This window comes from Streptomyces sp. NPDC000075 (assembly GCF_040301925.1).
In the GTDB taxonomy this organism is placed as follows: Bacteria; Actinomycetota; Actinomycetes; order Streptomycetales; family Streptomycetaceae; genus Streptomyces; species Streptomyces polychromogenes.
Genome location: NZ_JBEPFL010000019.1, coordinates 123014 through 149739 on the forward strand (window position 1 = coordinate 123014; position 26726 = coordinate 149739).

22 protein-coding genes are annotated in these 26726 nt (G+C 73.3%); 9 read left to right on the top strand and 13 right to left on the bottom strand.

What is annotated here, in order from left to right:
• Positions 1-47 precede the first annotated feature (47 nt).
• Both ABT403_RS22600 and ABT403_RS22605 read left to right on the top strand, forming a co-directional pair.
• The gene (locus ABT403_RS22600) at positions 48-2330 is read left to right on the top strand and encodes an RNA degradosome polyphosphate kinase (protein WP_344162505.1); all 2283 of its coding nucleotides are present in this window, start codon (positions 48-50) and stop codon (positions 2328-2330) included.
• Entirely contained in the window at positions 2311-3267 is a 957-nt protein-coding gene (locus tag ABT403_RS22605; protein WP_344162502.1) for a CHAD domain-containing protein, read from the top strand. The genes ABT403_RS22600 and ABT403_RS22605 overlap by 20 nt, the downstream gene beginning before the upstream one ends.
• Positions 3268-4317: 1050 nt before the next feature.
• Here ABT403_RS22605 and cobT read toward each other — a convergent pair.
• The 6 genes from cobT to ABT403_RS22635 all read right to left on the bottom strand — a co-directional run bounded on the left by cobT (position 4318) and on the right by ABT403_RS22635 (position 13204).
• Positions 4318-8061 (bottom strand): nicotinate-nucleotide--dimethylbenzimidazole phosphoribosyltransferase, encoded by a 3744-nt coding sequence (gene cobT, locus ABT403_RS22610; RefSeq protein ID WP_344159220.1) that lies wholly within the window; start codon positions 8059-8061, stop codon positions 4318-4320.
• 244 nt (positions 8062-8305) lie between these two features.
• The gene (cbiE, locus tag ABT403_RS22615) at positions 8306-9520 is read right to left on the bottom strand and encodes a precorrin-6y C5,15-methyltransferase (decarboxylating) subunit CbiE (RefSeq protein ID WP_344159217.1); all 1215 of its coding nucleotides are present in this window, start codon (positions 9518-9520) and stop codon (positions 8306-8308) included.
• Between the two features lie 60 nt (positions 9521-9580).
• A complete protein-coding gene (locus tag ABT403_RS22620) occupies positions 9581-10288 on the bottom strand; it encodes a GNAT family N-acetyltransferase (RefSeq protein ID WP_344159214.1) in 708 nt (235 codons plus the stop codon).
• 217 nt (positions 10289-10505) lie between these two features.
• Complete coding sequence (locus ABT403_RS22625) at positions 10506-11369, bottom strand: MetQ/NlpA family ABC transporter substrate-binding protein (RefSeq protein ID WP_344159211.1); 864 nt, start codon at positions 11367-11369, stop codon at positions 10506-10508.
• A 114-nt stretch (positions 11370-11483) separates the two neighbouring features.
• The gene (locus ABT403_RS22630) at positions 11484-12152 is read right to left on the bottom strand and encodes a methionine ABC transporter permease (RefSeq protein WP_045948060.1); all 669 of its coding nucleotides are present in this window, start codon (positions 12150-12152) and stop codon (positions 11484-11486) included.
• The gene (locus ABT403_RS22635; RefSeq protein WP_344159204.1) at positions 12149-13204 is read right to left on the bottom strand and encodes a methionine ABC transporter ATP-binding protein; all 1056 of its coding nucleotides are present in this window, start codon (positions 13202-13204) and stop codon (positions 12149-12151) included. Before ABT403_RS22635 ends, ABT403_RS22630 begins: the two co-directional genes overlap by 4 nt.
• A gap of 583 nt (positions 13205-13787) precedes the next feature.
• On the opposite strand from ABT403_RS22635, the gene ABT403_RS22640 reads away from it, so the two are divergent.
• Positions 13788-14156, top strand: coding sequence for a hypothetical protein (locus ABT403_RS22640; RefSeq protein ID WP_344159201.1), 369 nt, complete (start codon positions 13788-13790; stop codon positions 14154-14156).
• Positions 14149-14565: a hypothetical protein gene (locus ABT403_RS22645; protein ID WP_344159198.1), complete on the top strand. Its 417-nt coding sequence runs from the start codon at positions 14149-14151 to the stop codon at positions 14563-14565. The genes ABT403_RS22640 and ABT403_RS22645 overlap by 8 nt, the downstream gene beginning before the upstream one ends.
• 15 nt (positions 14566-14580) lie before the next feature.
• Here ABT403_RS22645 and ABT403_RS22650 read toward each other — a convergent pair whose 3' ends face one another.
• The 3 genes from ABT403_RS22650 to ABT403_RS22660 form a co-directional block, all read right to left on the bottom strand.
• Positions 14581-15087: a GNAT family N-acetyltransferase gene (locus tag ABT403_RS22650; RefSeq protein ID WP_344159795.1), complete on the bottom strand. Its 507-nt coding sequence runs from the start codon at positions 15085-15087 to the stop codon at positions 14581-14583.
• Positions 15088-15123: 36 nt separating this feature from the next.
• On the bottom strand, positions 15124-15648 hold the full coding sequence (locus ABT403_RS22655) for an RNA polymerase sigma factor (protein WP_344159195.1): 525 nt from the start codon (positions 15646-15648) through the stop codon (positions 15124-15126).
• 73 nt (positions 15649-15721) lie between these two features.
• Positions 15722-16882 (bottom strand): glycerophosphodiester phosphodiesterase, encoded by a 1161-nt coding sequence (locus ABT403_RS22660; RefSeq protein ID WP_344159192.1) that lies wholly within the window; start codon positions 16880-16882, stop codon positions 15722-15724.
• A 289-nt stretch (positions 16883-17171) separates the two neighbouring features.
• Between ABT403_RS22660 and ABT403_RS22665 the strand changes: the two genes are divergently transcribed.
• Positions 17172-17801 (top strand): lysophospholipid acyltransferase family protein, encoded by a 630-nt coding sequence (locus tag ABT403_RS22665; RefSeq protein ID WP_344159189.1) that lies wholly within the window; start codon positions 17172-17174, stop codon positions 17799-17801.
• A gap of 9 nt (positions 17802-17810) precedes the next feature.
• Here ABT403_RS22665 and ABT403_RS22670 read toward each other — a convergent pair whose 3' ends face one another.
• The 3 genes from ABT403_RS22670 to ABT403_RS22680 form a co-directional block, all read right to left on the bottom strand.
• Positions 17811-19310, bottom strand: a complete 1500-nt coding sequence (locus ABT403_RS22670; protein ID WP_344159186.1) for a membrane-associated oxidoreductase — start codon at positions 19308-19310, stop codon at positions 17811-17813.
• Between the two features lie 69 nt (positions 19311-19379).
• Positions 19380-20924: an MFS transporter gene (locus ABT403_RS22675; protein ID WP_344159183.1), complete on the bottom strand. Its 1545-nt coding sequence runs from the start codon at positions 20922-20924 to the stop codon at positions 19380-19382.
• The gene (locus ABT403_RS22680; protein ID WP_344159180.1) at positions 20924-21472 is read right to left on the bottom strand and encodes a TetR/AcrR family transcriptional regulator; all 549 of its coding nucleotides are present in this window, start codon (positions 21470-21472) and stop codon (positions 20924-20926) included. The genes ABT403_RS22675 and ABT403_RS22680 overlap by 1 nt, the downstream gene beginning before the upstream one ends.
• A gap of 90 nt (positions 21473-21562) precedes the next feature.
• Between ABT403_RS22680 and ABT403_RS22685 the strand changes: the two genes are divergently transcribed.
• Both ABT403_RS22685 and ABT403_RS22690 read left to right on the top strand, forming a co-directional pair.
• Positions 21563-22075: an HAD domain-containing protein gene (locus ABT403_RS22685; RefSeq protein ID WP_344159177.1), complete on the top strand. Its 513-nt coding sequence runs from the start codon at positions 21563-21565 to the stop codon at positions 22073-22075.
• Between the two features lie 67 nt (positions 22076-22142).
• On the top strand, positions 22143-22562 hold the full coding sequence (locus tag ABT403_RS22690) for a hypothetical protein (RefSeq protein WP_344159174.1): 420 nt from the start codon (positions 22143-22145) through the stop codon (positions 22560-22562).
• A 67-nt stretch (positions 22563-22629) separates the two neighbouring features.
• Here the strand turns inward: ABT403_RS22690 and argH are convergent, their stop codons facing one another.
• Positions 22630-24057, bottom strand: coding sequence for an argininosuccinate lyase (argH, locus tag ABT403_RS22695; RefSeq protein ID WP_344159171.1), 1428 nt, complete (start codon positions 24055-24057; stop codon positions 22630-22632).
• Between the two features lie 262 nt (positions 24058-24319).
• Here argH and ABT403_RS22700 point away from each other — a divergent pair, with 262 nt between their 5' ends.
• Positions 24320-25861 carry a HEAT repeat domain-containing protein gene (locus ABT403_RS22700; protein ID WP_344159169.1) on the top strand — a complete coding sequence of 514 codons (1542 nt, stop codon included), beginning with the start codon at positions 24320-24322 and terminating at the stop codon, positions 25859-25861.
• A gap of 178 nt (positions 25862-26039) precedes the next feature.
• Complete coding sequence (locus ABT403_RS22705; RefSeq protein WP_425580200.1) at positions 26040-26726, top strand: L,D-transpeptidase family protein; 687 nt, start codon at positions 26040-26042, stop codon at positions 26724-26726.

Consider the following 26726-nt stretch of genomic DNA (forward strand, 5'->3'; position numbering starts at 1 on the left):
ACACTTCCGACGCGCCTGTCCTCCCCCGTGCGCGGAAGAATGGAGTCATGAGCCACCAGCCCAGCGCAGGCCCCACCGAGGTCCCCGCACAGCACCCGTCTCACACCTCCGCCGCGGTCTCCTCCGCCTCCGCACCGCGGACCAAGGCAGAGGAAAAGGCACCGGCGAAGTCGCGCCTCGGCTCCATAGCCGTCCACCGCCCCCTCGACCCCGATCTCGACGCCGACCTCGACGCCTACGAGGACAAGGACGACAGCGGCGAACTCCCCGCCGACCGTTTCCTCGACCGAGAACGCAGCTGGCTGGCCTTCAACGAGCGCGTCCTCGAGCTGGCCGAGGACCCCACCACCCCGCTCCTGGAGCGGGCGAACTTCCTGGCGATCTTCGCCAGCAACCTCGACGAGTTCTTCATGGTCCGCGTCGCCGGCCTCAAGCGCCGCATCGCGACCGGCGTCGCCACCCGCTCCGCCTCCGGCCTCCAGCCCCGCGAGGTCCTCGACCTCATCTGGACCCGCTCCCGCGAACTCATGGCCCGGCACGCCGCCTGCTACCAGCAGGACATCGCCCCCCAGCTCGCCGAGGAGGGCATCCACCTCATCCGGTGGCCCGACCTCACGGAGAAGGAGCAGGCGCGCCTCTTCACCCTGTTCCGCAACCAGATCTTCCCGGTGCTGACCCCGCTGGCCGTGGACCCCGCGCACCCCTTCCCGTACATCTCCGGCCTCTCCCTGAACCTGGCCGTCGTCGTGCGCAACCCCGTCAGCGGCCACCGCCACTTCGCCCGCGTCAAGGTGCCGCCGCTGCTCAGCCGGTTCCTGGAGGCCTCCCCGCAGCGCTACGTCCCGCTGGAGGACGTCATCGCCGCGCACCTGGAGGAGCTGTTCCCCGGCATGGAGGTGCTCGCGCACCACATGTTCCGCGTGACCCGCAACGAGGACCTGGAGGTCGAGGAGGACGACGCCGAGAACCTCCTCCAGGCCCTGGAGAAGGAGCTCATGCGGCGCCGCTTCGGCCCGCCCGTGCGCCTGGAGGTCGAGGAGTCCATCGACCCCGGCGTCCTGGACCTCCTCGTCCAGGAGCTGAAGGTCTCCGCCGCCGAGGTGTACCCGCTGCCCGGCCCCCTCGACCTCACGGCCCTCTTCGGGATCTCCTCCCTCGACCGGCCCGAGCTCAAGTACCCCAAGTTCGTCGCCGGCACCCACCGCGACCTCGCCGAGGTCGAGTCCGCCTCCGCGCCCGACATCTTCGCCGCGCTGCGCGAACGCGACGTCCTGCTCCACCACCCGTACGACAGCTTCTCCACCTCCGTACAGGCCTTCCTGGAACAGGCCGCCGCTGACCCGGACGTCCTCGCGATCAAGCAGACGCTGTACCGCACCTCCGGCGACTCGCCGATCGTCGACGCCCTCATCGACGCCGCCGAATCCGGCAAGCAGGTCCTCGTCCTCGTCGAGATCAAGGCCCGCTTCGACGAGCAGGCCAACATCAAGTGGGCGCGCAAGCTGGAGGAGTCCGGCTGCCACGTGGTCTACGGCCTCGTCGGCCTCAAGACCCACTGCAAGCTCTCCCTCGTCGTCCGCCAGGAGGGCGAGACCCTGCGCCGCTACAGCCACGTCGGCACGGGCAACTACCACCCCAAGACCGCCCGCCTGTACGAGGACCTCGGCCTGCTCACCGCAGACCCGCAGGTCGGCGCGGACCTCTCCGACCTCTTCAACCGGCTCTCCGGCTACTCCCGGCGCGAGACCTACCGCCGGCTGCTGACCGCGCCCAAGTCCCTGCGCGACGGACTGATCGCGCGCATCGACAAGGAAGCCGACCACCACCGGTCCGGCCGCCCGGCGTCCGTCCGGCTGAAGATGAACTCGATCGTCGACGAGGCCCTGATCGACGCCCTCTACCGGGCCTCCCGGGTGGGGGTCCCCATCGACATCTGGGTACGCGGCATCTGCGCCGTACGCCCGGGGGTCCCCGGGCTGTCGGACAACATCCGGGTCCGCTCGATCCTCGGCCGCTTCCTGGAACACTCCCGGGTCTTCGCCTTCGGCAACGGCGGCGAACCCGAGGTGTGGATCGGCAGCGCCGACATGATGCACCGCAACCTCGACCGCCGCATCGAGGCACTGGTCCGGGTCACCGACCCCGGTCACCGCGCGGCACTGGACCGGATGCTGGAGACCGGCATGTCCGACGCCACCTCCTCCTGGCACCTGGGCCCGGACGGCGAATGGACCCGGCACAGCACCGACGCCGAAGGCCAGCCGCTGCGGCACGTACAGGAGATGCTCATAGACGCCCGGAGGCGCCGGCGTGGCTCAGCAAAACCATGACCCGACCGCAGGTGACGTGCTCGGCGTCTACCTGCGCTCCCAGGCCACCGCTTTCCTGCGCGCGCTGCGCCTGCATGACGCGGGCGCGGCGGGCGCGGGGGGCGGCCCCGACGCCGGGGACGAGGCGGAGGCGGCGCACGGCCTGCGGGGGGCCGCGCGCCGCATCGCCTCGTCCCTGAGCACGTTCCGGGTCGTCACCCAGTCGAGCTGGGCGGATCCGCTGCGCACCGAGCTCGTCTGGCTCTCCTCCACCCTGGCGGACGAGCACGCGTACGCGGCCCGGCTGTCACGCCTGATGGACGCCCTGCAACGGCTCTCGGCCTCCCCGGAGACCCCGGCCCCGCGCGGCAGCGCGGCGGGCGCGCTGACGGTCGGCTCGGCGCGCGCGGGCGCCCTGCTGGAACGCCAGCTCACCCTCGCCCGGACCCGGGCGCACTCGGCGACCCTCCAGGCGCTCGGCTCGTCACGGTTCCACGCCGTGGCGGACGCGGTGGCGGTGCTCGCGTCGGAGGTCCCGCTGGACCCGGTGGCGGCCGCCGGCCACGTGGACGACGTCCTGACCCCGCTGGCGGAGGTGGCCCGCACCCGCCTGGAGGCGGCGGTCGGCTCCCTCCCCGCCACGGACGCCACCGCCCCGTACTCGGCCCACGCGGACGCCGCCTGGCACGAGGTACGCCGTCTGCTGCGCGTACACCGCTACGCGCGGGAGGCCCTGGGGGAGGACACGCCGCGCCTGGCGGCGGCGAGCGGGGCCCTGAACCAGCACCGGGACGCCTCGGAGGCGGCCACCGCCTCGGCGACGGCCGCCCGCACCCCCCGCATCGCCCCGGCGACGGCCTACGCCCTGGGCGTCCTCCACGCGGACCAGCGCCACGCGGTGGCGGCGAGCCGCTGGACCTTCCACAGACTGTGGGAACCGGCGACGGCGGTGCCCTGAGGGGGCGGGGGGTGGGCGGGGTCTGACCTGGGCGGTCTCAGGGAAGGATTGGGGGTTTCCCGTCAGTCTCATCGTCCTTCCGCGTCGGGCCGGCCTGTCAAGGGCGCTCCTTCGTCGCGTCGCTTCGCGATCGCCTGCGGCGACCCTTGACAGACCGTCCCGCCACGAAAAGCCGAAGACTGCCGGGAACCCCCCAAAGGAACGGGACGGATGCAAGGCGGGCATGCGGCGGGATCAGCGACCAGCCGGGGAGGTTGGGGGGCCGGCAAGCCGGGCATCCGGCCCCAGTGAGGTGCATTCGGCGCCACCCCACGCACCAGATCGCTACGCGCTGCCCATTTCTCAGCGTCCGGCGGCCGTCTGGGGCCGCTACCCGCACGAACGGCCGATGAGATGGGCATTTGGGGCCGCTGGGCGCATCAGATCGCTACGCGCTCCTCTCATCTCGGCGTCCGGCGGTCGTCTGGGGCTGGTACCGGCACCACAGGCCAACCCGCAGAGCATCCCGGCCCACGACGGCGGCAAGCCGCCGAGAAAAGAGAAGCGCGTAGCGATCTGAGGCGCCGATCCGCTCCGAATGGGGTCCTGATCGTCATTTCGTGCGGGTACCGGCCCCAGACGGGCGGCGGACGCCGAGACGACAGGAGCGCGTAGCGATCTGGTGCGTGGGCTGGCACCGATTGACGGTGATGGGGGGCGGATGTTTGGTCTGCCGTGGCCCGGCCTGCCCGGCTCTTCGCTGATCCCGCTGGTCCTCCGACTCTGGACCGTCCCGTTCCTTCGGGGGGTTCCCGGCAGTCTTCGGCATTTCGCGGCGAGGCGGGCTGTCAAGGGTGGCCGGAGGCCATCGCGGAGCGACGCGACGAAGGAGCGCCCTTGACAGGTCGTCTCGACGCGGAAGGACGATGGGACTGGCGGGAAGCCCCCGGCCGTCTCTGAGACCGTCTCGCCGTGACCCGGTCATCGTGGGTCCCGGCCGACTGTGCTGTCCGCCCCCGGACGCGGCGGGGCCGGACACCCCGTGGTGTCCGGCCCCGATCCGCGTCGCGGTTACTTCTCCGTCACGCCCGCCGAGTCGAACGTCGCCACCTCGTGCATCGCGCGGGCCGCGCTCTGGACCAGAGGGAGGGCCAGGAGGGCGCCCGTGCCTTCGCCGAGGCGGAGGTCCAGGTCGACCAGGGGGCGCAGGCCCAGCTTGTTCAGGGCGGCCACGTGGCCCGGTTCCGCGCTGCGGTGGCCCGCGATGCAGGCCGACAGGGCTTCGGGGGCGATGGCGCGGACCACCAGGGCGGCCGCGCCCGCGCTCACGCCGTCCAGGATGACCGGCGTGCGCAGCGAGGCGCCGCCGAGGATCAGGCCGACGATCGCGGCGTGCTCCAGGCCGCCGATGGCGGCCAGGACGCCGATCGGGTCGTTCAGGTCGGGCTGGTGGAGCTCCAGGGCGCGGCGGACCACGTCGACCTTGCGGGCGTGGGTCTCGTCGTTGATGCCGGTGCCCCGGCCGGTGACCTCCGCCGGGTCGACGCCCGTGAAGACGGAGATCAGCGCGGCGGACACGGTCGTGTTCGCGATGCCCATCTCGCCCGTCAGGAGGGCCTTGTTGCCCGCCGCGACGAGGTCGCGCGCGGTCTCGATGCCGACCTCGATGGCCGCGATCGCGTCCTCGCGGCTCATCGCGGGGCCGACGGACAGGTCGTCCGTGCCCGGGCGGACCTTGCGGGGCAGCAGGCCCGGGGTGGCGGGCAGGTCGCCCTTCACGCCGACGTCGACGACGCACACCTCGGCGCCGACCTGGTTGGCGAAGGCGTTGCAGACGGCGCCGCCGCCCAGGAAGTTGGCCACCATCTGCGTGGTGACCTCCTGGGGCCAGGGGGTGACGCCCTGGGCGTGGACGCCGTGGTCGCCCGCGAAGATCGCGACGGCGGCCGGCTCCGGGATCGGCGGCGGGCAGACCCGGGACAGGCCCGCCAGCTGCGCGGAGATGATCTCCAGCATGCCGAGCGCGCCCGCCGGCTTCGTCATCCGCTTCTGCCGCTCCCAGGCCTCGCCGAGCGCCTTCGCGTCGAGCGGGCGGATGCTGGCGACGGTGTCGGAGAGCAGGTCGTGCGGGGCCTCGCCGGGCAGCGCGCGGCGCCCGTACGTCTCCTCGTGGACGACCCAGGACAGCGGGCGGCGCTGGGCCCAGCCCGCCTGCATCAGCTCCGGCTCCTCCGGGAACTCGTCGACGTACCCGACGCACAGGTAGGCGACGACCTCCAGGTGCTCGGGGAGGCCGAGGGCGCGGACCATCTCGCGCTCGTCGAAGAAGCTGACCCAGCCCACGCCGAGGCCTTCGGCGCGCGCGGCGAGCCAGAGGTTCTCGACGGCGAGGGCGGAGGAGTACGGGGCCATCTGCGGCTGGGTGTGCCGGCCGAGGGTGTGGCGGCCGCCACGGGTCGGGTCGGCGGTGACGACGATGTTCACCGGGGTGTCGAGGATGGCCTCGATCTTCAGTTCCTTGAACTGCTTGGCCCGGCCCTTGGGCAGCGACTTGGCGTAGGCCTCGCGCTGGCGCTGGGCGAGCTCGTGCATCGTGCGGCGGGTCTCCGCCGAGCGGATGACGACGAAGTCCCAGGGCTGGGAGTGGCCGACGCTCGGGGCGTGGTGGGCGGCCTCCAGGACGCGCAGCAGCACCTCGTGCGGGATCGGGTCGGTGCGGAAGCCGTTGCGGATGTCGCGGCGTTCGCGCATGACGCGCAGGACGGCCTCGCGCTCGGCGTCGGCGTAGCCGGGGGCCGGCTCACCGACGGAGGGCCGGGGCTCGGCGGGCGCCTCGGCGGCGGCTTCGCCCTCGGCCGGGGCGGGCTCGCCGGTGGCGGTCTGGGCTTCGGCGGGCTGGGCTTCGGCGGCGAGGGGCTGCGGCTCGGCGGACTCGGGGGCCTGCGGGGCCGGTACCTCGGCCGGGGTCTCGGCGGGGGCTTCGGCGGCCTGGGCCACCGGTTCGGCGGGGGCCTCGGTGACGGGCTCGGCCGGGGTCTCCCCGGCGGCGGGGGCCTCGGGGGTGGCGGGCGCGCCCTCGACGGCTACGGCTACGGCGGCGGCCTCGGCCACCGGCGCGGGGGCACCCTCGGCGGCGGGAGCGGCTTCCGGGGCGGGGACGGCCTCGGGCGCGACCGCCTCGGCCGCCACCGTGCCCTCCTGGGCCACGACACCCTCCGCAGCGGCAGCACCCTCGGGAGCCACGGCGGCCTCCGGGGCGGCAGCGGCCTCCACAGCCGCACCGGCCTCCGGGGCGACGGCGGCGTCCGGGACCTCGGCCCCCTCCGCGACGGGGACGACCTGCGGGACCGCGACGGCCTGCTGCGCCTCGGCGCCCTCGGCCACGGCCTGACCCTCGGCCACCGGCTGACCCTCGGCGGCGGGCCCGCCTTCGACCACGGCCTGCTGCGCCTCGGCCACCGGCTGGCCCTCGCCCACCGGCTGGGCGACGGCGCCCGGAACCTGGGCGACGGACTGGCCCGCGACGGCCTGACCGTCGACCACGACCGGTCCTTCACCCACGGGCTGACTTTCGACCAGGGCCTGGCCCTCGGCCACGACCTGACCACCGGCCACACCCTGGCCCTCAGCCACGACCTGACCACCGGCCACACCCTGGCTCTCAGCCACAGCCTGACCGCCGACCACGCCCTGGCCCTCGGCCGGGACCTGGCCCTCGGTCGCCGTCTGAGCCGGCACGCCCTGCTCGCCGCCCGCGCCGGCGACCGCGGCCGCCGGGTCTGCCGTCCACGGAGCTCCGGCCTGCGGCGGGATCTCGCCCAGCTGCGGGGCGACGGGGGCGGCCGGGGCGTCCAGGTACTCGGGGCCCGGCGCGGGGGCACCGGGCAGGCCCGGCTCCGCGCCCTGCGCCGGCGCCGGCTCGGCCGGCGTCCCGGGAGCGGCGGCAGCCGCGGGCGGGCCGTCGGCCGGGGCCACGGCGGCCGCCGCGTCGGGGCCGGGCTCGGGGGCCGCCTCCGCGACGGGTGCCGGGGCGGGGGCGACGGCCACGGCGGGTCCTTCGGGCATCACGGCGACGGCGGGCGCGACCGGCACGGGCGGCGCGACGGGCGCGGCGGCGGGGCCCCGGTCCGCGAGGGACCGTACGACTCCCCCGGTGGCCTCCGGTACGGGCGGGCCCATGTGCAGGGGCCGGCGGGACGGCATCACGGGGGCGGCGGGCGGCATCTGCCCGGCGGCGGGGGCCGCCTGCGGGACCACGAGGCCGCCGAGGTCCAGGGAGCCGGAGTCACGGCCGCCGGTCTCGTGGGCGCCCGCGCTGTATGCGGCCGGGTCGGCGAAGGGTTCGGGGTAGCCCGGCTCCGGGAAGCCGGCGCCGAGGGGCTGGCCGGCGAGCGGCTGCCCCGCGAGGGACTGGTCCTGGTGCGGCTGGCCCGGGAGCGGCTGGCCGGGTACGGGCTGGCCGGGCATCGGGTAGCCCGGCTCCGGGAAGCCGAGGTGCCCCTGCTCGGGGTAGCCGACGGCCTGGGGCTGGGGGTATTCGGTGTACCCCTGTTCGGCGGGGAACTCGCCGGGGAAGGAGGGGGCCTGGGGGACCACCTGCGGGTCGCTCCAGGAGCCCTGCCCGTGGCCGCTGGGCATCAGCAGCAGTTCCTCGTCCTCGGCGGGGTCGTCGACGAGGTCCTGGAAGGCGTAGCCGGCCGGGGGCATCGGCGGCATGGGGGGCATCGGCGGGACCGGAGCGGGAACGCCCTGCTGATCCACCATGCCCGCGTTGTCCGGGTGACCCTCGCCCGGGACCTGGCCGGTGTCAGTCATGCTTACCCCTCGCCCATCGGTGTTGCCTCTTCGCCTCTTCGATCGTCCGGCGCCCTGGTGGCCCGACGAGCGGGGTCGCCGCGGGGCGCGACGGCTCGCGTACGCCCGCACGACAACTCCTGAGCATTGTCGCGCTCGTCGGCCACCGTGTCGGCCGGAAACCGGCACGGTCCGCTGTGGACTGCGCCACGTCGTGCCCCTGCCTGGCGGTACGACGATCGGCCAGCCTACCCCGGGCTCCGTCTCAGCGGTTCACGGGGCGTTCGGCTGCCAGCAGGAACACGACGGAACGCTCCTGTTCGGCCCAGGTCCCGGTGTCGAGGCCCACGGACTGGAGGAGGGCGCACTCCACGGCGTACCCGTGTTCGGTGAGGGCCCGTCCGATGGCCTCCGCCTCGTCGCGCGTGGAGGCGTGGCTGACGATCCGTTCGGGGCGCCGGTCGGCGACGGCCGCGACGACCGCGGCGCCGCCGCCCCCGACCCGTACGACATCGGGTTCGGGCAGGTTCTCGAGTACGTGTGGAGCGCGTCCCGTGACGACCTGGATCTGCACACCCCGGCTGCGGGCCGCGGCTGTTGCGCGTGCGCAGGCGCGCGGGTCGGCGTCGACGGCGATGACGGCGGCGCCGAAGGCGGCGGCGTCGACGGCGAGGGCGCCGTGGCCGGTGCCGATGTCCCAGACGAGGTCGCCGGGGCGGGGGCCGAGCCGGGCGAGCTGGGCGGCGCGCAGTTGTGCGGACTCCCCCTCGCCGGCGTCCGGGCCGGTGAGCGGGCGGGCCCAGCCGCGTCCGGCGGCGGGGTTCTGGGCGGGGCTCTGGCCGAGCAGCCAGGGGGTGTCGGCGGTGGCGGGGTGTCCGGTCCCGCCGATGACGATGACGACGTTGGGGTCGCGCCAGGTGTGGTCGGCGGCGGCGTCGGAGGTGAGGACGGTGACGCGTTCGCGGTCGGTGCCGAGTTCCTCGCAGATGACGAAGGTGCGGTGGACCCCTTCGAGGAGCAGGGCGAGTTCGGCGGGGCCGGCGCCGGGCGAGGTGAGGACGGCGACCTTGCCGCGGGCGCGGCAGACGTTGACGGCGCGGCGCAGGGTGCGGGGGTGGGCGACGACGACCTGGGCGTCGTCCCAGGGCATTCCGGCCCGGGCGAAGGCGGCGGCGACGGAGGAGACGGCGGGGACGACCTCGACTTCCAGGCCGTGTTCGGGGGCGCGGAGGGTGCGGACGACGCCGAAGAAGCCGGGGTCTCCGTCGGCGAGGACGACGGCGGTGCCGCGGTGGCCGGCGATGCGGCGGGCGGCGAGGCCGAGGCTGCCGAGCCGGATGCGTTCGGCGCCGGGCGGGACTTCGGGGAGCGCGAGGTGGTGGGCGGCGCCGGCCACCAGGGTGGCGGCGGAGAGCGCGGACCGGGCGGCCGCGGTCAGGGGGGAGCCGTCCCAGCCGATCACCGTGACCCGGTCGGCCATCGTCGTCAGTCTCCTGGGGTGGGGGCAGGCGAAGTTTCGTCGGGTTCGCGCACTCCGAGACTACCTGGTCACGGGTCGGTTCCAGTCCGCGGCGACGGCGTGGGCCGGGCGGGCGGTACGGGCGTCGCGGGCCTGGCCGTTGTCGTAGGCGTCGTACGCGCCGTAGGCCTCGTCGTCGGCGTCGGCGTCGTCGAGGTCCTCGGGGACCAGGCTCCAGACGATGAGGTCGGTGCGGGTGTCGCTCCAGCTCCCGTCGGCGTCCTGGGTGCGGACGGTCCAGGCGTTGCGCAGGACGCCTTCGCTGATGCAGCCGATCTTCTGGGCGACCTGCTGGGAGGCGGTGTTGTCGGCGGCGGTGCGCAGTTCGAGTCTCTCGAACTGCTGCTCGCGGAAGAGCCAGCGGGCGACGGCGAGGACGGATTCGCTGGCGTAGCCCTCGCCGCGGGCCCAGGGGGCGGTGACGTAGCGGATCTCGGTGGTGCGGGTGCGCCAGTCGGTGTCGCGCAGGTGGACGGCGCCGACGAGGCGGTGGGTGAGGAACTCGGTGACGGCGAGGACGAGGCCGCGGCCGGCGGTGCGTTCGGCGTGGGAGCCGGAGGTGGCCCAGGCGTGGGCGTGGGCGCGGGTGTAGGGGTGCGGGACCGGGGTCCAGGCGGTGACCTGCTCGTCGTTCATCATCTCGGCGAGCGCGGTGACGTCCTCCTCCTCGAAGGGGCGCAGCACCAGCCGGTCCGTGCTGATGGTGACGTCCGGGAAGGTGGTAGTCATGCGCAGCTCCATGCCTGAGGCGGACCGTTTGTGCGGGTCGTAGGCCACAGCATGCAGCATCGGCCCGGGGATGTGCAGGGCCGGGCTGCCCGGAAGCGGGCAGCCTCCGGGCAGCCCGCGGCCCCGCGTGCCCGGGAGGGCGCGCGGGGCCGGGGATCCGGCGTCGGCCAGTGGTTCTCCGGCCGGCCGGGGGGTGTTCAGGCGGCCTGGCGGTTCTTTAGGCGGCCGGGGTGCCGAAGGCCGGGATGACCGAGCCCTGGTACTTCTCCTCGATGAACTTCTTGACCTCGTCGGAGTTCAGGAGCTTGGCGAGCTTCTGGATGCGCGGGTCGTTCTGCTTGCCGTCCTTGACCGCCAGGAAGTTGGCGTACGGGTTGCCCTCGGCCTTCTCCAGCACCAGGGCGTCCTTGGCGGGCGACAGGTTGGCCTCGAGGGCGTAGTTGCCGTTGATGACGGCGGCGTCGACGTCGTTCAGGGCGCGCGGGACCGTGGCGGCCTCCAGCTCCTTGAACTCCAGGCCCTTCTTGTCGGTGATGTCGGAGAGCTTGGCGGTGGTGCCGACGCCGTCCTTGAGGGTGATCAGCTTGTTCGCGGCGAGCAGCTGGAGCGCGCGGCCCTCGTTGGTGGTGTCGTTGGGGACGGCGATGGTCTGGCCGGCCTTGATGTCGGTGAGGGCCTTGACCTTCTTGGAGTAGAGGCCGAGGGGCTCCAGGTGCACGTTGACGACGGGCACGATGTGGGTGCCGTTCTTCTTGTTGAAGTCGTCGAGGTACGGCTTGTGCTGGAAGTAGTTGCCGTCGACCTGGCCCTGCTCGGTGGCGGTGTTGGGCAGGACGTAGTCCGTGAACTCCTTCACCTCCAGCTTGAGGCCTTCCTTGGCCGCGAGCTTGTCCTTGACGAAGTTCAGGATGTCGGCGTGCGGGCTCGGGGAGGCCGCGATGACGAGCGGCTTGCTCTCGTCGACCTTGCCGCCGTCGGCCTTGGTGGAGGACGGGTCCGAGGAGCTGCCGCAGGCGGTGAGGCCGAGGGCGAGCGCGGCGGAGGCGGCGGCGAAGGCGGTGAGCTTGATGTTCTTACGCACGAAGAGTGCCTTTCTAGCGGTACGGGTCCGGGGTGGGGACCCGTGGTGGTGGCCCAGGCACGACAAGTGCGGGCTTTCTCGGGTGGGGAAACTCAGGGGTGGCCCGGGGCGGGCTCAGGCTGTCCGGCCGCGGCGGGCGAGGACGCGCACCACGCCGTCGCCGATCAGCTGGATCACCGTGACGAGGGCGATCAGGACCACGACGGTGGCGACCATGAAGCCGGTCTCGAAGCGCTGGAAGCCGTAGGTGATGGCCTTGGAGCCGAGTCCCTCGCCGCCGACGGCGCCGGCCATGGCGGAGTAGCCGACCAGGGTGATGACGGTGGTGGTGACGGCGGCGACCAGGGAGGGCAGGGCCTGCGGGAGGAGGACCTTGCCGACGAGGGTGGGGATGCCGCCGCCCATGGACTCGACGGCTTCGATCAGGCCGTGGTCGACCTCGCGGACGGCCGTCTCGACGAGGCGCGCGAAGAAGGGGACGGCGCCGATGGCCAGCGGGACGATCATGGCGGTGGGGCCGATGAAGGTGCCGACGACGGCCGTGGTGACCGGGATCAGGGCGATCAGCAGGATGATGAACGGCAGCGAGCGGCCTATGTTCACGATCACGCCGAGGGCCTTGTTGAGCGGCTGGTTCCGCAGGAGGCCGCCCTTGTCGGTGAGGACGAGGAGGATGCCGATGGGCAGTCCGCCGAGGACGGTCACCAGGGTGGACCACAGGACCATGTAGAGGGTGTCGTAGGTGCCCTGGGTGAGCAGGGGCTGCATTTCGGACCAGGTCACTTGGCACCGTCCTTGACCAGTTCGGCCAGCTCGTCGTCGATGTCGTCCGTCCCGTCGACCACGTCGACCTGGAGGCCCTGCTCGCGCAGGAAGCCGACGGGGACCACGTTGTCCTCGTAGCGGCCGGGCAGCTCGATGCGCATGCGGCCGATCTGGCGGCCGGCGACGGTGTCCATCGCGGCTCCGAGGATCGAGATGTCGATGTTGTAGGTGCGCGCCAGCTGGGAGATGACGGGCTGGGTGGCGGCCTCGCCGTGGAAGGTGACGTCGATGACCGTGCGGTCCGCGCCGGTGGCGGTGCCGCTGACGGGGAAGAGTTCGGCGGCGAGCTCGGAGCCGGGGGTGGCGAGGAGCTCGGCGACGGTGCCGGACTCGATGATCCGGCCCTTCTTCATCAGGGCGGCGGAGTCGCAGATGCTCTTGACGACGTCCATCTCGTGCGTGATGAGCAGGACGGTGAGTCCGAGCTGGCGGTTGAGGTCGCGCAGGAGCTGGAGGATGGAGCGGGTGGTCTCGGGGTCGAGGGCGCTGGTGGCCTCGTCGGAGAGGAGCACCTTGGGGTCGCCGGCCAGGGCGCGGGCGATGCCGACGCGCTGCTTCTGGCCGCCGGAGAGCTGGGTGGGGTAGGCCTTGGCCTTGTCGGCGAGGCCGACGAGGTCGAGGAGCTCCAGGGCCTTGCGGGAGCGTTCGCGGCGGTCCACACCGAGGATCTCCAGGGGGAGCTCGATGTTGGCCTGGACGGTCCGGGAGGACAGCAGGTTGAAGTGCTGGAAGACCATGCCGATGCGGCTGCGTGCTTCGCGGAGCTCCTTGCCGGCGCGCCGGCCGCGGCCGGCGAGGGCGGTGAGCTCGACGCCGTCGACGGTCACGGTTCCGGTGGTGGGGCGTTCCAGCAGGTTCACGCAGCGGATGAGGGAGGACTTGCCGGCGCCGCTCTGGCCGATGACTCCGTAGACCTCGCCCTCGCGGACGTGGAGGTCGACGCCGTCCAGGGCGGTGACCTCGCGGCCACGGGACTGGTAGACCTTCGTGAGGCCCGATGTGGTGATCACAGGAATTCCGTCGCTGTCGAGTGCACGGCGTGCGGGACCGTGCACGGGGCAAACATCTGGGGACGCGATACGGGTCGAACCGTCACAAAGGAATCGTGTCGACACGTGCGCGGGGCTGCGAGCGGTCCGGACCGGAGGTCAGGGGTGACCTGGACGGCGGAGCGGCTCGCCTCGTCTCGCTTCGGGGCGCGAGACCGCGGGGGAAGGGGCCCTCAGAAGGCGCACATTCGACACATACAACGAGCACCGGGCGTCATCGTCGCCTCGGTCGCAAGGGTGCGGCTGCTCGTCGTGGTCATGGGCTCAGTAAAGCAGACATGCCGGTTCATCGATCAATGCTGTCCGGATAGCGGACGAGTTCCGATCGCATTCTGGACGAGTTCGGCCGAATCCGCGGCGCCGTCCCATGGGGTGCGCGGGCCGCCCCGGCCAGTCACGGCACGGGCGGACGGGCTCCGGGAGCCGGTGCCGGCCGGGTCCGGGCGGGTCCCGGCGGGGGCCCCGGCTGTGGCCAAGGCCACCCTCGCGAGCCCCCCGGCGCCCCCTGCGCGGCCGGTCCGCGGGGCCGTAATACCCTCGCAGCATGCTCGACGCCCTGACGGCCGCCCTCGGCGTGGCCGCCCTCGCCCTCGCCGCCTGGTGCGGCCACGCCGTATGGCGGGACCAGCCGACCAAGGACTGGCACTTCATCGGCATGGCCGTGGTGACCCTGCTGGCGCTGGCCCAGCTGGTGGTCGGCGTGGTGCAGCTGGCCCGCGGCGAGAAGCCGGAACAGGGCACGGTGCTCTTCGTGGCCTACCTGCTGGGCGCCTTCGCGGCGGTCCCGGCCGCCGGGCTGCTCTCGCTGACCGAGCGCACCAAGTGGGGTTCGGTGACGGTGGCCGCGGGCGCGGTCGTCCTCGCCGTGCTCGAGGTGCGCCTCTACGACATCTGGGGATCCGCCGGTGCCTGACACGACGACCGCCTCGCCGGAAGCCCGCAAGCGACTGGTCTCCGGGCCGGGGCTGCTGCTGGTGTGGCTCTACGGGGTCATGGTGGTCGGCGCGGTCTCGCGCTCGGCCTACCAGATCTCCACCGAGTTCGACCGGGCGCCGCTGGCCTACTCCCTGTCGGGGGCGGCCGCCCTGGTCTACGCCTTCATCACGTACTCGCTCGTGCGCGGCGGCGACCGGGCCCGGCGCGCGGCACTGGTGTGCTGCGGCGCCGAGCTCGCGGGCGTGCTGGCCGTCGGTACCTGGACGCTGATCCGGCCCGAGGCCTTCCCCGACGCGACGGTGTGGTCGGACTTCGGGATGGGCTACCTGTTCATCCCGGTGATCCTGCCGGTCACCGGGATGCTCTGGCTGCGCGCCAGGCGCTGACGCGCGGCTGCGGGATCAGGCGCTGACGGTGTAGTCGGAGGCGACCTCGGCGTCCTTCTCCAGGATCACCAGGTGCACGCCGTCCGAGGCGGTGCGGTTGCCGACCTGGGCGTAGCCGGCCTTGCGGTAGAGCCGCAGGTTCGACTCGCTCTTGTGGCCGGTGTGCAGCCGGAAGCGGGTGGTGCCGCCGCGGCCGGCGAGGGCCTCCTCCACCCCGCGCAGCAGGCGCGCGCCGAGGCCGTGACCCTGGAGGCGGGGGTGTACGCACAGCTTGGCGATGCTCGCCGTGCCGTCCTCTCCGACGCTGCCGCGCACCGCGCCCACGACCTCGTCGCCGAGCCGGGCGACCAGGACGGTGTCCGTGGCCAGTTCCTGCTTCAGGGAGTCCAGGGACTGGGTGAGCGGCTGGATGAGGTAGTTGCCGTACAGCTCGGCCTCGCGCTGGAACGCCAGGTACTGCAGCTTGAAGATCTGCTCGGCGTCCTCGGCGGCCGCCGCCGAAATGGTCACGCTCATGCCCATGTGCGCATGCCTCCCGCTCACCGGTAGCTCTCTGGTCTACCGCTCCTTTCCCCACGGGCCAGGAGCCGCAACCTCTCGAGCGAGCATTCTGCGCAGACATCCCAGGCAACGGGAACGTACCGGCCCCAAACTTCCTTGTGAGATACCCAACTCTCCTGCGATTTCACGGTATGTGAGGTCTCTGGGTGACAGAAGTGCGGCCATCAGTTCGGGGCACCGTCCCGGCAATCGGGCGACCGCCGATCGGAGGGCGCGGTTCTCCTCCCCGTGCAGGAGGGCGTCCTCGGGCTCGTCGGCGGTGGCCGCGGGAGCGGCCCCGTACGGGACCTCGCGCCGGGTGTGCCGGCGGGCGAGGCGTGCCTCGGCGCGTACGGCCCGCCGCAGCCAGCGGGCCCGGCCGGCGGGGGCGGGGCCGGGCGGCCCCTGCTCCAGCAGCCTGACCCAGACGGCCTGTTCCAGGTCGTCGGCGTCCACTCCGGCGGCGGGGGCCTCCGCGGCCGCCTCGGCGGAGAGCAGCGGGCCCAGCTCCTCGATCAGTTCGGGTTCGCGTCGCAGGTCCATGCCGGGCGGGACGCGGCGGCCGGGCCGGGCGGTTTCCCGGCCGGACCCGGCCCACCCGTACGGGGCCGGGGGGCTAGCGGTTGACGCCGCGTCCGGGGCGGAAGGCCTCGGCGGCGAGGAGTCCGGTGTCGGGGTTGTCGGTGAAGATGGCGTCGACGCCCAGCTCGAAGTAGCGCTTGAAGGCGCCGAAGGCGTCCCCGTAGGCGTTCGGGTCGGTGCCCTTGCGGTACTCGGCCGGCAGGAAGGTGTTCTCGTTGCGGGCCGTGTAGGGGTGCAGGACGAGGCCGCGGGCGTGGGCGTCGCGCACCAGGGTGGTGGGGGTGCCGAGCCGGCCGTCCGCGGTGCGCGGAACGATGAGGTCCAGGGTGGGGCCGATGCCCTGGGCGAAGCCGGCGATCCACTTCAGGCCCTCGGGCGTGACCAGGTCGGCGACGGTACGGGGGTCCTTGGCCGTCTCGAAGTCCCAGGGCCGGGTGTTCGCGGCGGAGAGCAGCACCACGCGCGGGGCGGACACCAGGCGGGAGAGCCGCTGGATGCTGGAGGGCTCGAAGGACTGGAGGAAGACGGCGGCGCCCCGGCCGTCGCGGCCGTAGCGGCGCAGCAGGGCGGCGAGGGGCTCCTCCAGGCCGAGCCCGAGGCCGCGGAAGTAGGTGGGGTGCTTGGTCTCGACGTGCAGCCAGACGCGCCGGCCGCGCCGCTTGCCCTCGCGGTCGGCCCAGCGCAGCACCTCTTCGAAGGTGGGGACGGCCCAGCGGCCGTCGTAGAGGGTGTTGCGCTGGCGGATGGCCGGAATGCGCTCCTTGGCGCGCAGGGTGCGCAGCTCGGCGAGGGTGAAGTCCTCGGTGAACCAGCCGGTGACGGAGACCCCGTCGACGGTCTTGGTGGTGCGCCGGCCGGCGAACCCGGGGTGGTCGGCGACGTCGGTGGTGCCGCCGATCTCGTTCTCGTGGCGGCAGACCAGGTGGCCGTCCTTGGTGGGGACGAGGTCCTGTTCGATGACGTCGGCGCCGAGGTCGAGGGCGAGCTGGTAGGAGCCGAGGGTGTGCTCGGGCCGGTAGCCGCTGGAGCCCCGGTGCCCGATGATCAGGGGGACGGGCAGGTCGCGGTAGCCGCCCTCGCCGTGCCCGGCCTCGCTCGCGGAGGCTGTGCCCGCGGCGAGCGTGCTCAAACCGGTGCCGGCCGCGAGGACCGCGGCTCCCAGGACGGTGCGCCGGGCTGTCCCACCTTGCGTCATCAGTGCCACTCCTTGTTCGGAATCGATCGGAAATCGCTCGGCTTCTTTTGGAAATCGGCGAGCCGATGGTAGGCAAGGGGGATGGCTGACGGGTTGGGTCGCGCGGAACATGGCGGAAACACACGTCAACACTGCGTATCCATCCCGTGAACCCGATGTGCGATCAGGGGTGACCCGCGAGTATCGTCCTCACCTGCACTACCGCCGTGTGGTGCGAAAACCGCTTTTCGATGCCGGAGGGCTCACGTTGTTCCGTACAAGGTTCCTCAAAGCCACCGTCGGATCGGTCATGCGCATGGTTGTCCGCACCCGGGTGGAGGGGATCGAGAACATTCCGGGCACCGGCCCGGTGATCCTGGCGGGCAATCACCTCACCTTCATCGACTCGATGATCCTGCCGCTGGTGTGCGACCGCACGGTCCACTTCATCGGCAAGGACGAGTACGTGACGGGCAAGGGTCTCAAGGGCCGCCTGATGGCCTGGTTCTTCACCGGCGCCGGCATGATCCCGGTGGACCGCGACGGCGCGAACGGCGGGGTCGCCGCCCTGATGACGGGCCGCCGGATCCTCGAAGAGGGCAAGATCTTCGGGATCTACCCCGAGGGCACCCGCTCCCCCGACGGCCGGCTGTACCGCGGCCGGACCGGCATCGCCCGCCTCACCCTGATGACGGGCGCCCCCGTGGTCCCGTTCGCGATGATCGGCACCGACAAGCTCCAGCCCGGCGGCAAGGGCATGATCCGCCCGGGGCGGGTCACCATCCGCTTCGGCGAGGCGATGGAGTTCTCCCGCTACGAGGGCATGGACCGCGACCGCTACGTGCTGCGCGCCGTCACCGACTCGGTGATGGCCGAGGTCATGCGCCTGTCGGGCCAGGAGTACGTGGACATGTACGCGACCAAGGCGAAGGCGGCCTGAGCCCCCTGCCTACTGGCGCTGGAGTGACCGGCTGACGCCCGCCGCCGTCGTGGTGGCGAGGATCCAGCCGGTCACGATCAGCAGGTACGACAGCCACTGGTACCAGCCGCCCGGCGCGAAGGCCTCCTCCTGGCCGAAGCCGATGATCGGCAGCAGCAGGTCGATGGTGTAGAAGACGGGGTTGAAGTCGGGGGCCTCCCCCGGCTTCAGCGGCCTCGGGTGGTGCAGCCCGTACGCGAGCGAGCCCGTCAGGACCAGCAGCAGGAGCCAGAACGCCGCGCGCAGCGGCCGGAAGCCGTAGCCGACGGTGACGTCCTGGAGGAGCCCCCACAGGCGCGTGTGGCGCGGCTGCGTGCGGCGGTGGCGGCGCAGCTTGGCGAGCTGGACGCTGCGGGCGGCCGCCTCGTCGCCGACGGTGCGGTAGGCGGCGGCGAGTTGTTCGTAGGCGTACGGGAGGTAGCCGGTCTCCTCGCGCTCCAGCAGCGGGAGGCGCTGCTCGGCGGGCAGGAGCGGGTGCAGCACCCGGTAGCCGAGCCCCTCGGTGCGGACCACCGCGGGCCAGGTCTCCGGTTCGGCGTAGAGCATGTCGAGCTGGCTGCGGCGCAGGTTGACGATCCCGTCGATGGGCGGGCACCGGCGCAGCCACAGCTCCCCTATGGCGCAGCTGCTGGCGCGCAGGGCCACCCCGCCGGGGTTGGCGAGCCGGGCGCGGGTGAGCATCAGCTGGCCGGGGACCCGGGCGCCGGTGAGGTTGACCATGCCCTCGGCCTCCAGCCGGTGGCCGCGCAGGTCGGTGCCGACGGAGACGGTCTCGGCGTGCAGGGCGATCCCGCCGGGGGCGAGGAGCCTGGCCCGGTCCAGGCTGATCTGTCCGGCGACGGTGGCGCCGTTGACGCGGAGCTGGCCGTGGACGGTGAGCCCGTCGGCGACGATGTCGGTGCCGATCTCGGTGTGGTTGAGCTGGAGCGGGGGCTCGTCGTGCTCTTCGGCGTCGGCGTCGGCGTCGGCCCGCGCCCCGGCGTCGGGGCGGATCAGCGCGTCCTGGAGGAAGAGGCCGCCGGCGATCCGGGCCCCGGCGAGGCGGACGGGCCCGGTGAAGCGGCAGCCGCTCAGCCGGAGCGCGAGGTCGACGCTGACGATGGAGGCGGTGAGTCCGGGCAGGGCCGACTGCGAGAGGCTGACGGCGCGCAGCCGGGCCCCGTACAGCTGGGGTTTGCGTTCGAACCAGCAGCCGCGCAGCCGGATCGCGTGCTCGACGTCGGCGTACTTGAGGTTGAGCTTGCCGGTGATCCGGGCGCCCCTGACGTTGAGCTCGGCCACCTGTCCGTTCGGGGTGGGGCCGGCGAGCAGCAGGGCGGCGAGCACGTCGGCGCGTACGGTCCGCTCGGGCCCCCAGCCGTGCCCGTCGGCGGCGTCCTCGTCGGGGTCCTCGCGGAAGTCGACGCCCTCACCGCGCGGGAAGGCGTCCCGTATACGGCGTTCGGCGGGGGTCAGGTCGGTGATCTCCATCGCGGGGATCGTGTCCCGTGCCCCGACGGGCTGTCAACACCCGCCGGGGCGCCACGGTCTGGCGTGGCGTCAGTGCTCGACGCCGTCCTGGAGCTCCTGCCCCTTCAGCAGGAACCAGGCGGCCACGGCGGTGGCGAGCAGGACGGCCGCGCCTACGCCGGAGGCGAGCCGGAGCCCGTCCACGAAGGCCTCCTGGGCCGCGCCGACCATGGTCTGGGCGGTCTGCGGGTCCAGGGCCCTGGCGGCTTCGACGGCTCCGCCGAGCGACTCGTGGGCCGCGTCGGCCAGCGGGGCCGGGACCGAGGCCGGGGCGGTGAAGCCCTGGTAGACGCCGGTGACGATGGAGCCGAGCAGGGCGATGCCGAGGGCGGCGCCCAGCTCGTAGGCGGTCTCGGAGACGGCCGAGGCGGAACCGGCCTGCTCCTTGGGGACGCTGGAGAGGATCACGTCGGCGGTGACGGTGAAGGAGAAGCCGGCGCCGAGGCCGACGACGAGCAGGGAGGCGCCGAGCAGCGGGTAGCCGCTGTGCTGGTGGATCAGGGTGAGCGCGGCCAGGGCCAGGCCGATGGCGGCGAGTCCGCCGGCCACGATGACCCGGACCGAGTAGCGGCGGGCGTACCGGCCGGCTATCAGGCCGGTGACGACGGCGCCGACGGCGGCGGGCAGTTCCGCCAGGCCCGCCTCCAGGGGGTCGCGGCCCTGGACCAGCTGGAGGAACTGGGAGAGGAAGAAGACCAGGCCGGAGAGGCCGAACACGGTCAGCAGGTCGGCGAGGACCGCGCCGGAGAAGCCGCGGTGCTTGAAGAGCCGCATGTCGAGCAGCGGCGAGGCCAGGGTGAACTGGCGGCGCACGAAGGCGTACAGGCAGCCCGCGCCGATGACGGCGGCGGCCGCGACGCCCCAGGTCACGCCGTGGGTGGCGACTTCCTTGACGGCGTACACCACGCCGATGACGCCGACGAGGGAGAGGGCGACGCTGAAGAGGTCCCAGGGGCCGGCGACCGGGTTCTTGGACTCGGGGAGCAGCTTGACGCCGACGACGACCAGGACGGCCATCACGGGCAGGTTGATGAGAAAGACCGAGCCCCACCAGAAGTGCTGGAGCAGGGCTCCGCCGACCACCGGTCCGACGGCCGCGCCGGCGGAGGCGGTGGCGCCCCAGATGCCGATGGCGAGGCTGCGCTCCTTGGGGTCGTGGAAGATGTTGCGGATCAGCGCGAGGGTGGACGGCATGAGGGTGGCGCCGGCGACGCCGAGCAGCGCCCGGGCCAGGATCATCATCTCGGGGCTGGTGGCGTAGGCGTTCAGGACGGAGACGGCCCCGAAGGCGGTGGCGCCGAGCAGCAGCAGCTTCTTGCGGCCGATGCGGTCGCCGAGGGAGCCCATGGAGACGAGCAGGCCGGCGATGACGAAGGAGTAGATGTCGCCGATCCACAGCAGCTGGGTGCCGGACGGCTTGAGGTCCTCGCTCAGGGAGGGGGTGGCGAGTCCGAGGACGGTGGCGTCGACCGCGACCAGCAGTACGGCCAGGACGAGTACGGAGAGCGCCAGCCAGCGTCCGCGGCTCCTCCCCTCCGCACCCGTCCGCCGGTTCAGCTGTTCGGTTCCGGTCATCACTCCACACTCCGTCGTACGCCACCGAGCAGCAACTCGGTGATCATGAATTGAAAGTCCTTGGCCGCGACCCGGCCGTCCATGACGGCCCAGGCGCAGGATCCGACGAGTCCGTAGAGGGCCTCGGTGAGCCAGGCGGCACTCAGGTCGATGCGGATGTCGCCCTCCCGCTGGCCGCGCCGGAAGAGCTCGCTGACGCGGGCGTCGAGGCGGGCCCAGCCCTCGTTGACCTGGTCGCCCTCGAAGAGCTGGTTCTCGGTGACGAGGAAGGCCAGCAGCTGGGCGTCGGGCTCGGTCTCGGCGACGAGGCGGCGCAGCGCCTCCACCGCGGTGCCCTCGTCGAGACGGGCGCGGTCGAAGGCCGTCTCGAAGCAGCGGATGCCGAGGTCCTCAAGGGCCTTCACGAGGGCGTCGCGCCCGGCGAAGTGCCGGTGGAGGGTCGCCCGGCCGATTCCGGCGGCGCGGGCCACCTCGTCCATCGTCGCGGTCGATTTGCGGGAGAGCAGGGCCGCCGCGTCGCGGAGCACCTGGTCACGATCCATGGCCATGAGACAACCGTACCTCAAATGAGACGCCGATGTCTCATTCCAAGGAAAAACAGGCTGCCGGAAGGGCAGCCGGGGAGGAAACCTGTGCGCATGAAGCCACTGCTGCTGATCGACGTCGACGGACCCCTGAACCCCTACGCGGCCCAGCCCCAGCGCCGCCCCGAGGGCTACACCACGCACCGGATGCGCCCCACGGGCTTCACGGAGGGCAAACCCCTGCGGGTCTGGCTCAACCCCGGTCACGGGGCCGAGCTGCTGGCCCTGGCGGACTCCTACGAACTCGTCTGGGCCACCACCTGGAAGGACGAGGCCAACGACTGGATAGGCCCGCACCTGGGCCTGCCCCGGCTGCCGTTCATCGACTGGCCGGTGATGCACGGCCGGGCGCCGCGCGGCACGTTCTGGAAGACGCAGTACGTCCTGGAGTACGCGGGCGCGCGGCCCTTCGCCTGGATCGACGACGACATCACGGCCCTGGACCGCGAGTACGTCGAACAGCGCCACCCGGCGCACGCGCTGCTCATGTACGTGGACGAGCGGATCGGCCTGACCCGGCCGGACTTCGACGCGCTGGCGGACTGGGCCGATGACCATACCGCTTGATCTTTTCGGGTGAACCCGCGTGACCAGGGCTTATGGACCTCTCCCGGGAAGCGGGAGAGTCCTGCCCATGAACGGATCGATGAAGCTGGCCCTCGGGGCCGCAGCGATGGCACTCACGGTCGGCGGCGCGTTCGCCGTGTCCTCCGCGTCGGCGGAGCCGGCCCACACCAGGCAGGCCGCGGCGACTGCCACCGCCTTCGCCAAGGTCCGCGCGGACGGGGTGATCCTGGCTTGGTCCGGCATGAACAGCGTCGAGTACATCGGCAAGGGCCGCTACGTCCTGGTCACGAACGCCGACATCGACTACTGCGCCCTGCTGGGCACGGTCAACAAGAACGACTTCAGCGACCCCGGCCCGGGCAGCTCGTCCATCCTGGTCGGCCAGGCCGGCAGCAGGAGGATCTTCATCCGCACCGCGACGCCGTCCGCGGGCGGCAGCCGGGCCGTGGACGACGACCGGCCGTTCTCGGTCAGCGTCGTCTGCTGACACCCGCACACGCCGGAGGGGCGGTACGGACCCGTGCGGGTCCGTACCGCCCCTCCGGGCGTTTCGGTTACCGCTTGTGGATCGCCCAGGCGTGCTGGATGACCAGGTCGGCCTTCAGTTCGGTGAGCTGGAGCGCCACCGCCGACGGGGCGGTGCCGCCGCGGCCGTTGCGGGAGGCCAGGGCACCGGGGACGTTGAGGACCGTGCGGACCTCGGGGGTCAGGTGCTCCGAGATCTTCGCGAACTGGGCGTCGGTGAGCTCGTCGAGCTCGATGCCCTCGGCCTCGCAGACCTTGACGCACTCGCCGGCCACCTCGTGCGCGACCCGGAAGGGCACGCCCTGCTTGACCAGCCACTCCGCGATGTCGGTCGCGAGGGAGAAGCCCGCCGGGGCCAGCTCCTCCATCCGCTCGCGGTTGACCGTGAGGGTGGCCATCATCCCGGTGAAGGCCGGCAGCAGGACCTCCAGGGTGTCGCAGGAGTCGAAGACGGGCTCCTTGTCCTCCTGGAGGTCGCGGTTGTAGGCCAGCGGCAGCGCCTTGAGCGTGGCCAGCAGGCCCGTCAGGTTGCCGATGAGACGGCCCGACTTGCCGCGCGCCAGCTCCGCGATGTCCGGGTTCTTCTTCTGCGGCATGATCGAGGAGCCGGTGGAGAAGGCGTCGTGGAGGGTGACGAAGGAGAACTCCTTCGTGTTCCACAGGATGATCTCCTCGGCGATCCGGGACAGGTTGATCCCGATCATCGCGGTGACGAAGGCGAACTCGGCGACGAAGTCGCGCGAGGCCGTCCCGTCGATCGAGTTGCCCACCGAGCCGCGCTCGAAGCCCAGGTCGGCGGCGACCGCCTCCGGGTCCAGGCCGAGCGAGGAGCCGGCCAGCGCGCCCGAACCGTACGGGGAGACGGCCGTACGGGTGTCCCACTGCCGCAGCCGCTCAGCGTCCCGGGACAGGGACTGCACGTGCGCCAGCACGTGGTGGGCGAAGAGGACGGGCTGCGCGTGCTGGAGGTGCGTGCGGCCCGGCATCGCCACGTCCGGGTGCGTCTCGGCCAGGCCGACCAGGGCGTCCTGGAGGTCGGCGATCAGGCCGCCGATGATCCGCGCGTGGTCGCGCAGGTACATCCGGAAGAGGGTGGCCACCTGGTCGTTGCGGGAGCGCCCGGCCCGGAGCTTGCCGCCCAGGTCGGGGCCGAGCCGCTCCAGCAGGCCGCGCTCCAGGGCGGTGTGGACGTCCTCGTCGGCGACGGTCCCGACGAAGCAGCCGTCGGCCACGTCGGCCTCCAGCCGGTCCAGGCCCGCGATCATGCGGTCGAGTTCTTCGGCCGTGAGCAGGCCCGCCTTGGCGAGCACGCGGGCGTGGGCGCGCGAGCCGGCGATGTCGTAGGGCGCCAGCCGCCAGTCGAAGTGGACCGACGCGGACAGCTTCGCGAGGGCCTCCGAAGGGCCGTCGGCGAACCGGCCGCCCCAGAGCCGGACGTCACCGTTGTTGCTGCTCACAGCTACTGCTCCTCATGAGGGTGGAAGTGGCCGGCCTCCCCGCCGCGGAGGTTGCGGGGAGGCCGTCCGGGTACAGCGTCAAACGATTCAGGCGGGGTCGCGACGCGCTGCGGTCCACGGCAAGAATAGGCATAACTATGCATTGCTCTGCATGTTTCGTCAATCGAGTCCACCCCCACGGTGCTGACCAGGCCGTATAGGGCGCGCGGGGCCCGGTGCCGCCCGCCTACCATCAGGGGCGGGATCCAGCCGGGGAGGGCATATGTGGAGCGCGACGGCGGACGCGGCCTGGGGGCGGGGCGTGGCCCGGCAGCTGGTGCACGGGGTCAGCGTCCCGGTGGCCGGCCGGCTCGTCGGGAACGGGCCGGAGGCGTGGATCGCCTTCGACCGGGAGGTGCGCCGCCTCCAGCGCTTCCAGGGCGTACACGTCGACCGGCTGGAGGCGCGGCTGTGCCACCCCGACGGGCGGATCCGCGCGGCCGCGCTCGCCGCGTGGCGCAACCCGCCGGCCCAGCTCGTCCTGATCCGGTGCGCCGACTGGGTACCGCAGGTGCGCGAGCGCGCCCGCAGGGTGCTGGGCCGGGTGCTGGCCCAGTACCCCGTCCGCACCCGGGACCGGGCCCGCCGGGCGCTGAACCGGCCGGTGGCCGACGACCCCGCCCGCGTGCTGACCGCGCTCACCCCGCTCACCCTGCGGCTGGGCGGGCGCGAACACGGCGGCTGGGCGGTGGAGCAGCTGGAGGCCGCCCTCAGCGGCCGCTACTCCTCCCTCGCCGCGTGGTGGCGCCCCGGGCTGCCCTCGACGACCTGGAGCTGGAACTCGCTGACCGCCGGGCAGCGCGAGGCCATGCTGGACCGTCTGGCGGGCAGCGCCGACCGGCCGACGCGCCGCTTCGGCACACGGGTCGCCCTCGACTGCGGACGGTACGGCGCGCGGGAGCTCGCCCGGCGGGCCGCCGCCGAGCACGATCCGGTGACCGGCCGGATGTGGACCGATGCGGCCCTGGCGGCGCTGGCCGCCGGCGGACCCGAGGAGGGGGCGGTCGACGCCCTGCTCGGCTCGCGCTTCCCGGCGGTGCGGGCCGCCGGGGTCACCGCCCTGCGCCGGGCCGGGCGGGCGGAGGAGGCCGACCGCTTCCTGGCCGACCGGGCCGGGTCCGTACGCGCCTGCGCCCGCTGGCTGCTGCGCCAGGCCGGCGGGGACCCGTACGCGCACTACCGCGCGCTGATCACGGACCCCGGGCGGGTGAGCGGGTACGCGGTGACCGGCTTCACCGAGGTGGCCGGGCGGGAGGACGTCCCGCTGCTGCGCGCCCTGCTGGAGCACCCCGCAGGGCCGGTGCGGGCCGCCGCCCTGGCGGGGCTGCGCAAGCTGGGGGCCCGCGTGGAGACCCCGGCGCTGCTGGCCCTGCTGGAGGACTCCTCGGCGTCGGCGGCCCGCGAGGCCGCGCTGCACCTGCTCCCGGGGGCCCGGCGGCTGGACTCCGCCGCGCTGGCGGACCTGACCGGGCCGCAGTGGCGCCCGCACACCCGCCGGGCGGCGTTCCGGCTGCTGTGCGGCCGGGGCGGGAGCGCCGAACTCCGGGCGTCGGTGGCCCTGCTGACGGACCCGGACCCGGGGACGCGCCGGCTCGCACGGGACCGGGTGGCCGCCTGGGACTGGCTGTCCACCCTCGACGAGGGCGAGGCCGCGCGCGCCGAGCTGGGCGGACTGCTGGCGCGGGCGGCGGAGCTGCTGGGAGCCCGCGAGCTGCGGCTGAACCACTCCCCCCAGGGCCTCCGGCTCCACGAGACCCGCGCCTGACACCGCCGTCCGGCCCCTGCCGCGTCCCGGCGGGCGCGGGGCCGGCGCCGGACGCGCTCGGGAAGGCGACCGGAGGGGGCGGTGTGGGCCGTGGGAGCGCGGACGGGTCGCCCGATCGGGTCCCGCCGGTCTGTCGGCGCCGCTCCCGGCCCGGGCGGCCCGTACCGTCTGGCTTGTGCTGCGCAACGCTCTGATCGCCGGGTCGCTGTTCCTCGCCGGGCTGTGGCCGCACGGGCCCGGCCCGCTGCCCGAACGCCTCGTCGACACCGGCGGCGGCAGCCAGCTGATCACCGCCGTCGCCCCCGCCGCCGGGTCGACCACGGGCCTGCTGACCTGGTGGGACCGGCGCGCGGGCCGCTGGTACGAGGCCGGGCGCGCGCCCGCCCGGTTCGGCGCGAACGGCCTGACCGAGGGGGCGACCCGGACCCAGGGCACGAACACCACCCCGGCCGGTCTGTACGCCCTCCCCTACGCCTTCGGCACCGCGCACGCGCCGGCCGGGACGGAGTACGCCTACCGGCGGGTGACGGACCGTTCGTGGTGGTGCCAGGACAACGCCTCCGCCGCGTACAACCGGTGGACGGAACCGCTGCCCGCCGACTGCGCGCCCGGGGAGTCCGAGCACCTGGCGGCGTACGGAACGCAGTACGCGCACGCCCTGGTCATCGGCTTCAACTACGAGCACCCGGTACGCGGCCGGGGCGCGGGCATCTTCCTGCACGTGAACGGCAGGGGCGCCACGGCCGGCTGCGTCTCCGTACCGGAGGGCGCGATGCGCGAGCTCCTGCGCTGGGCCAACCCCCGCCGCGCCCCGCACATCGCCATCGGCACCGAGGACGGACCACTGGCCGTGACCCGGTACTAG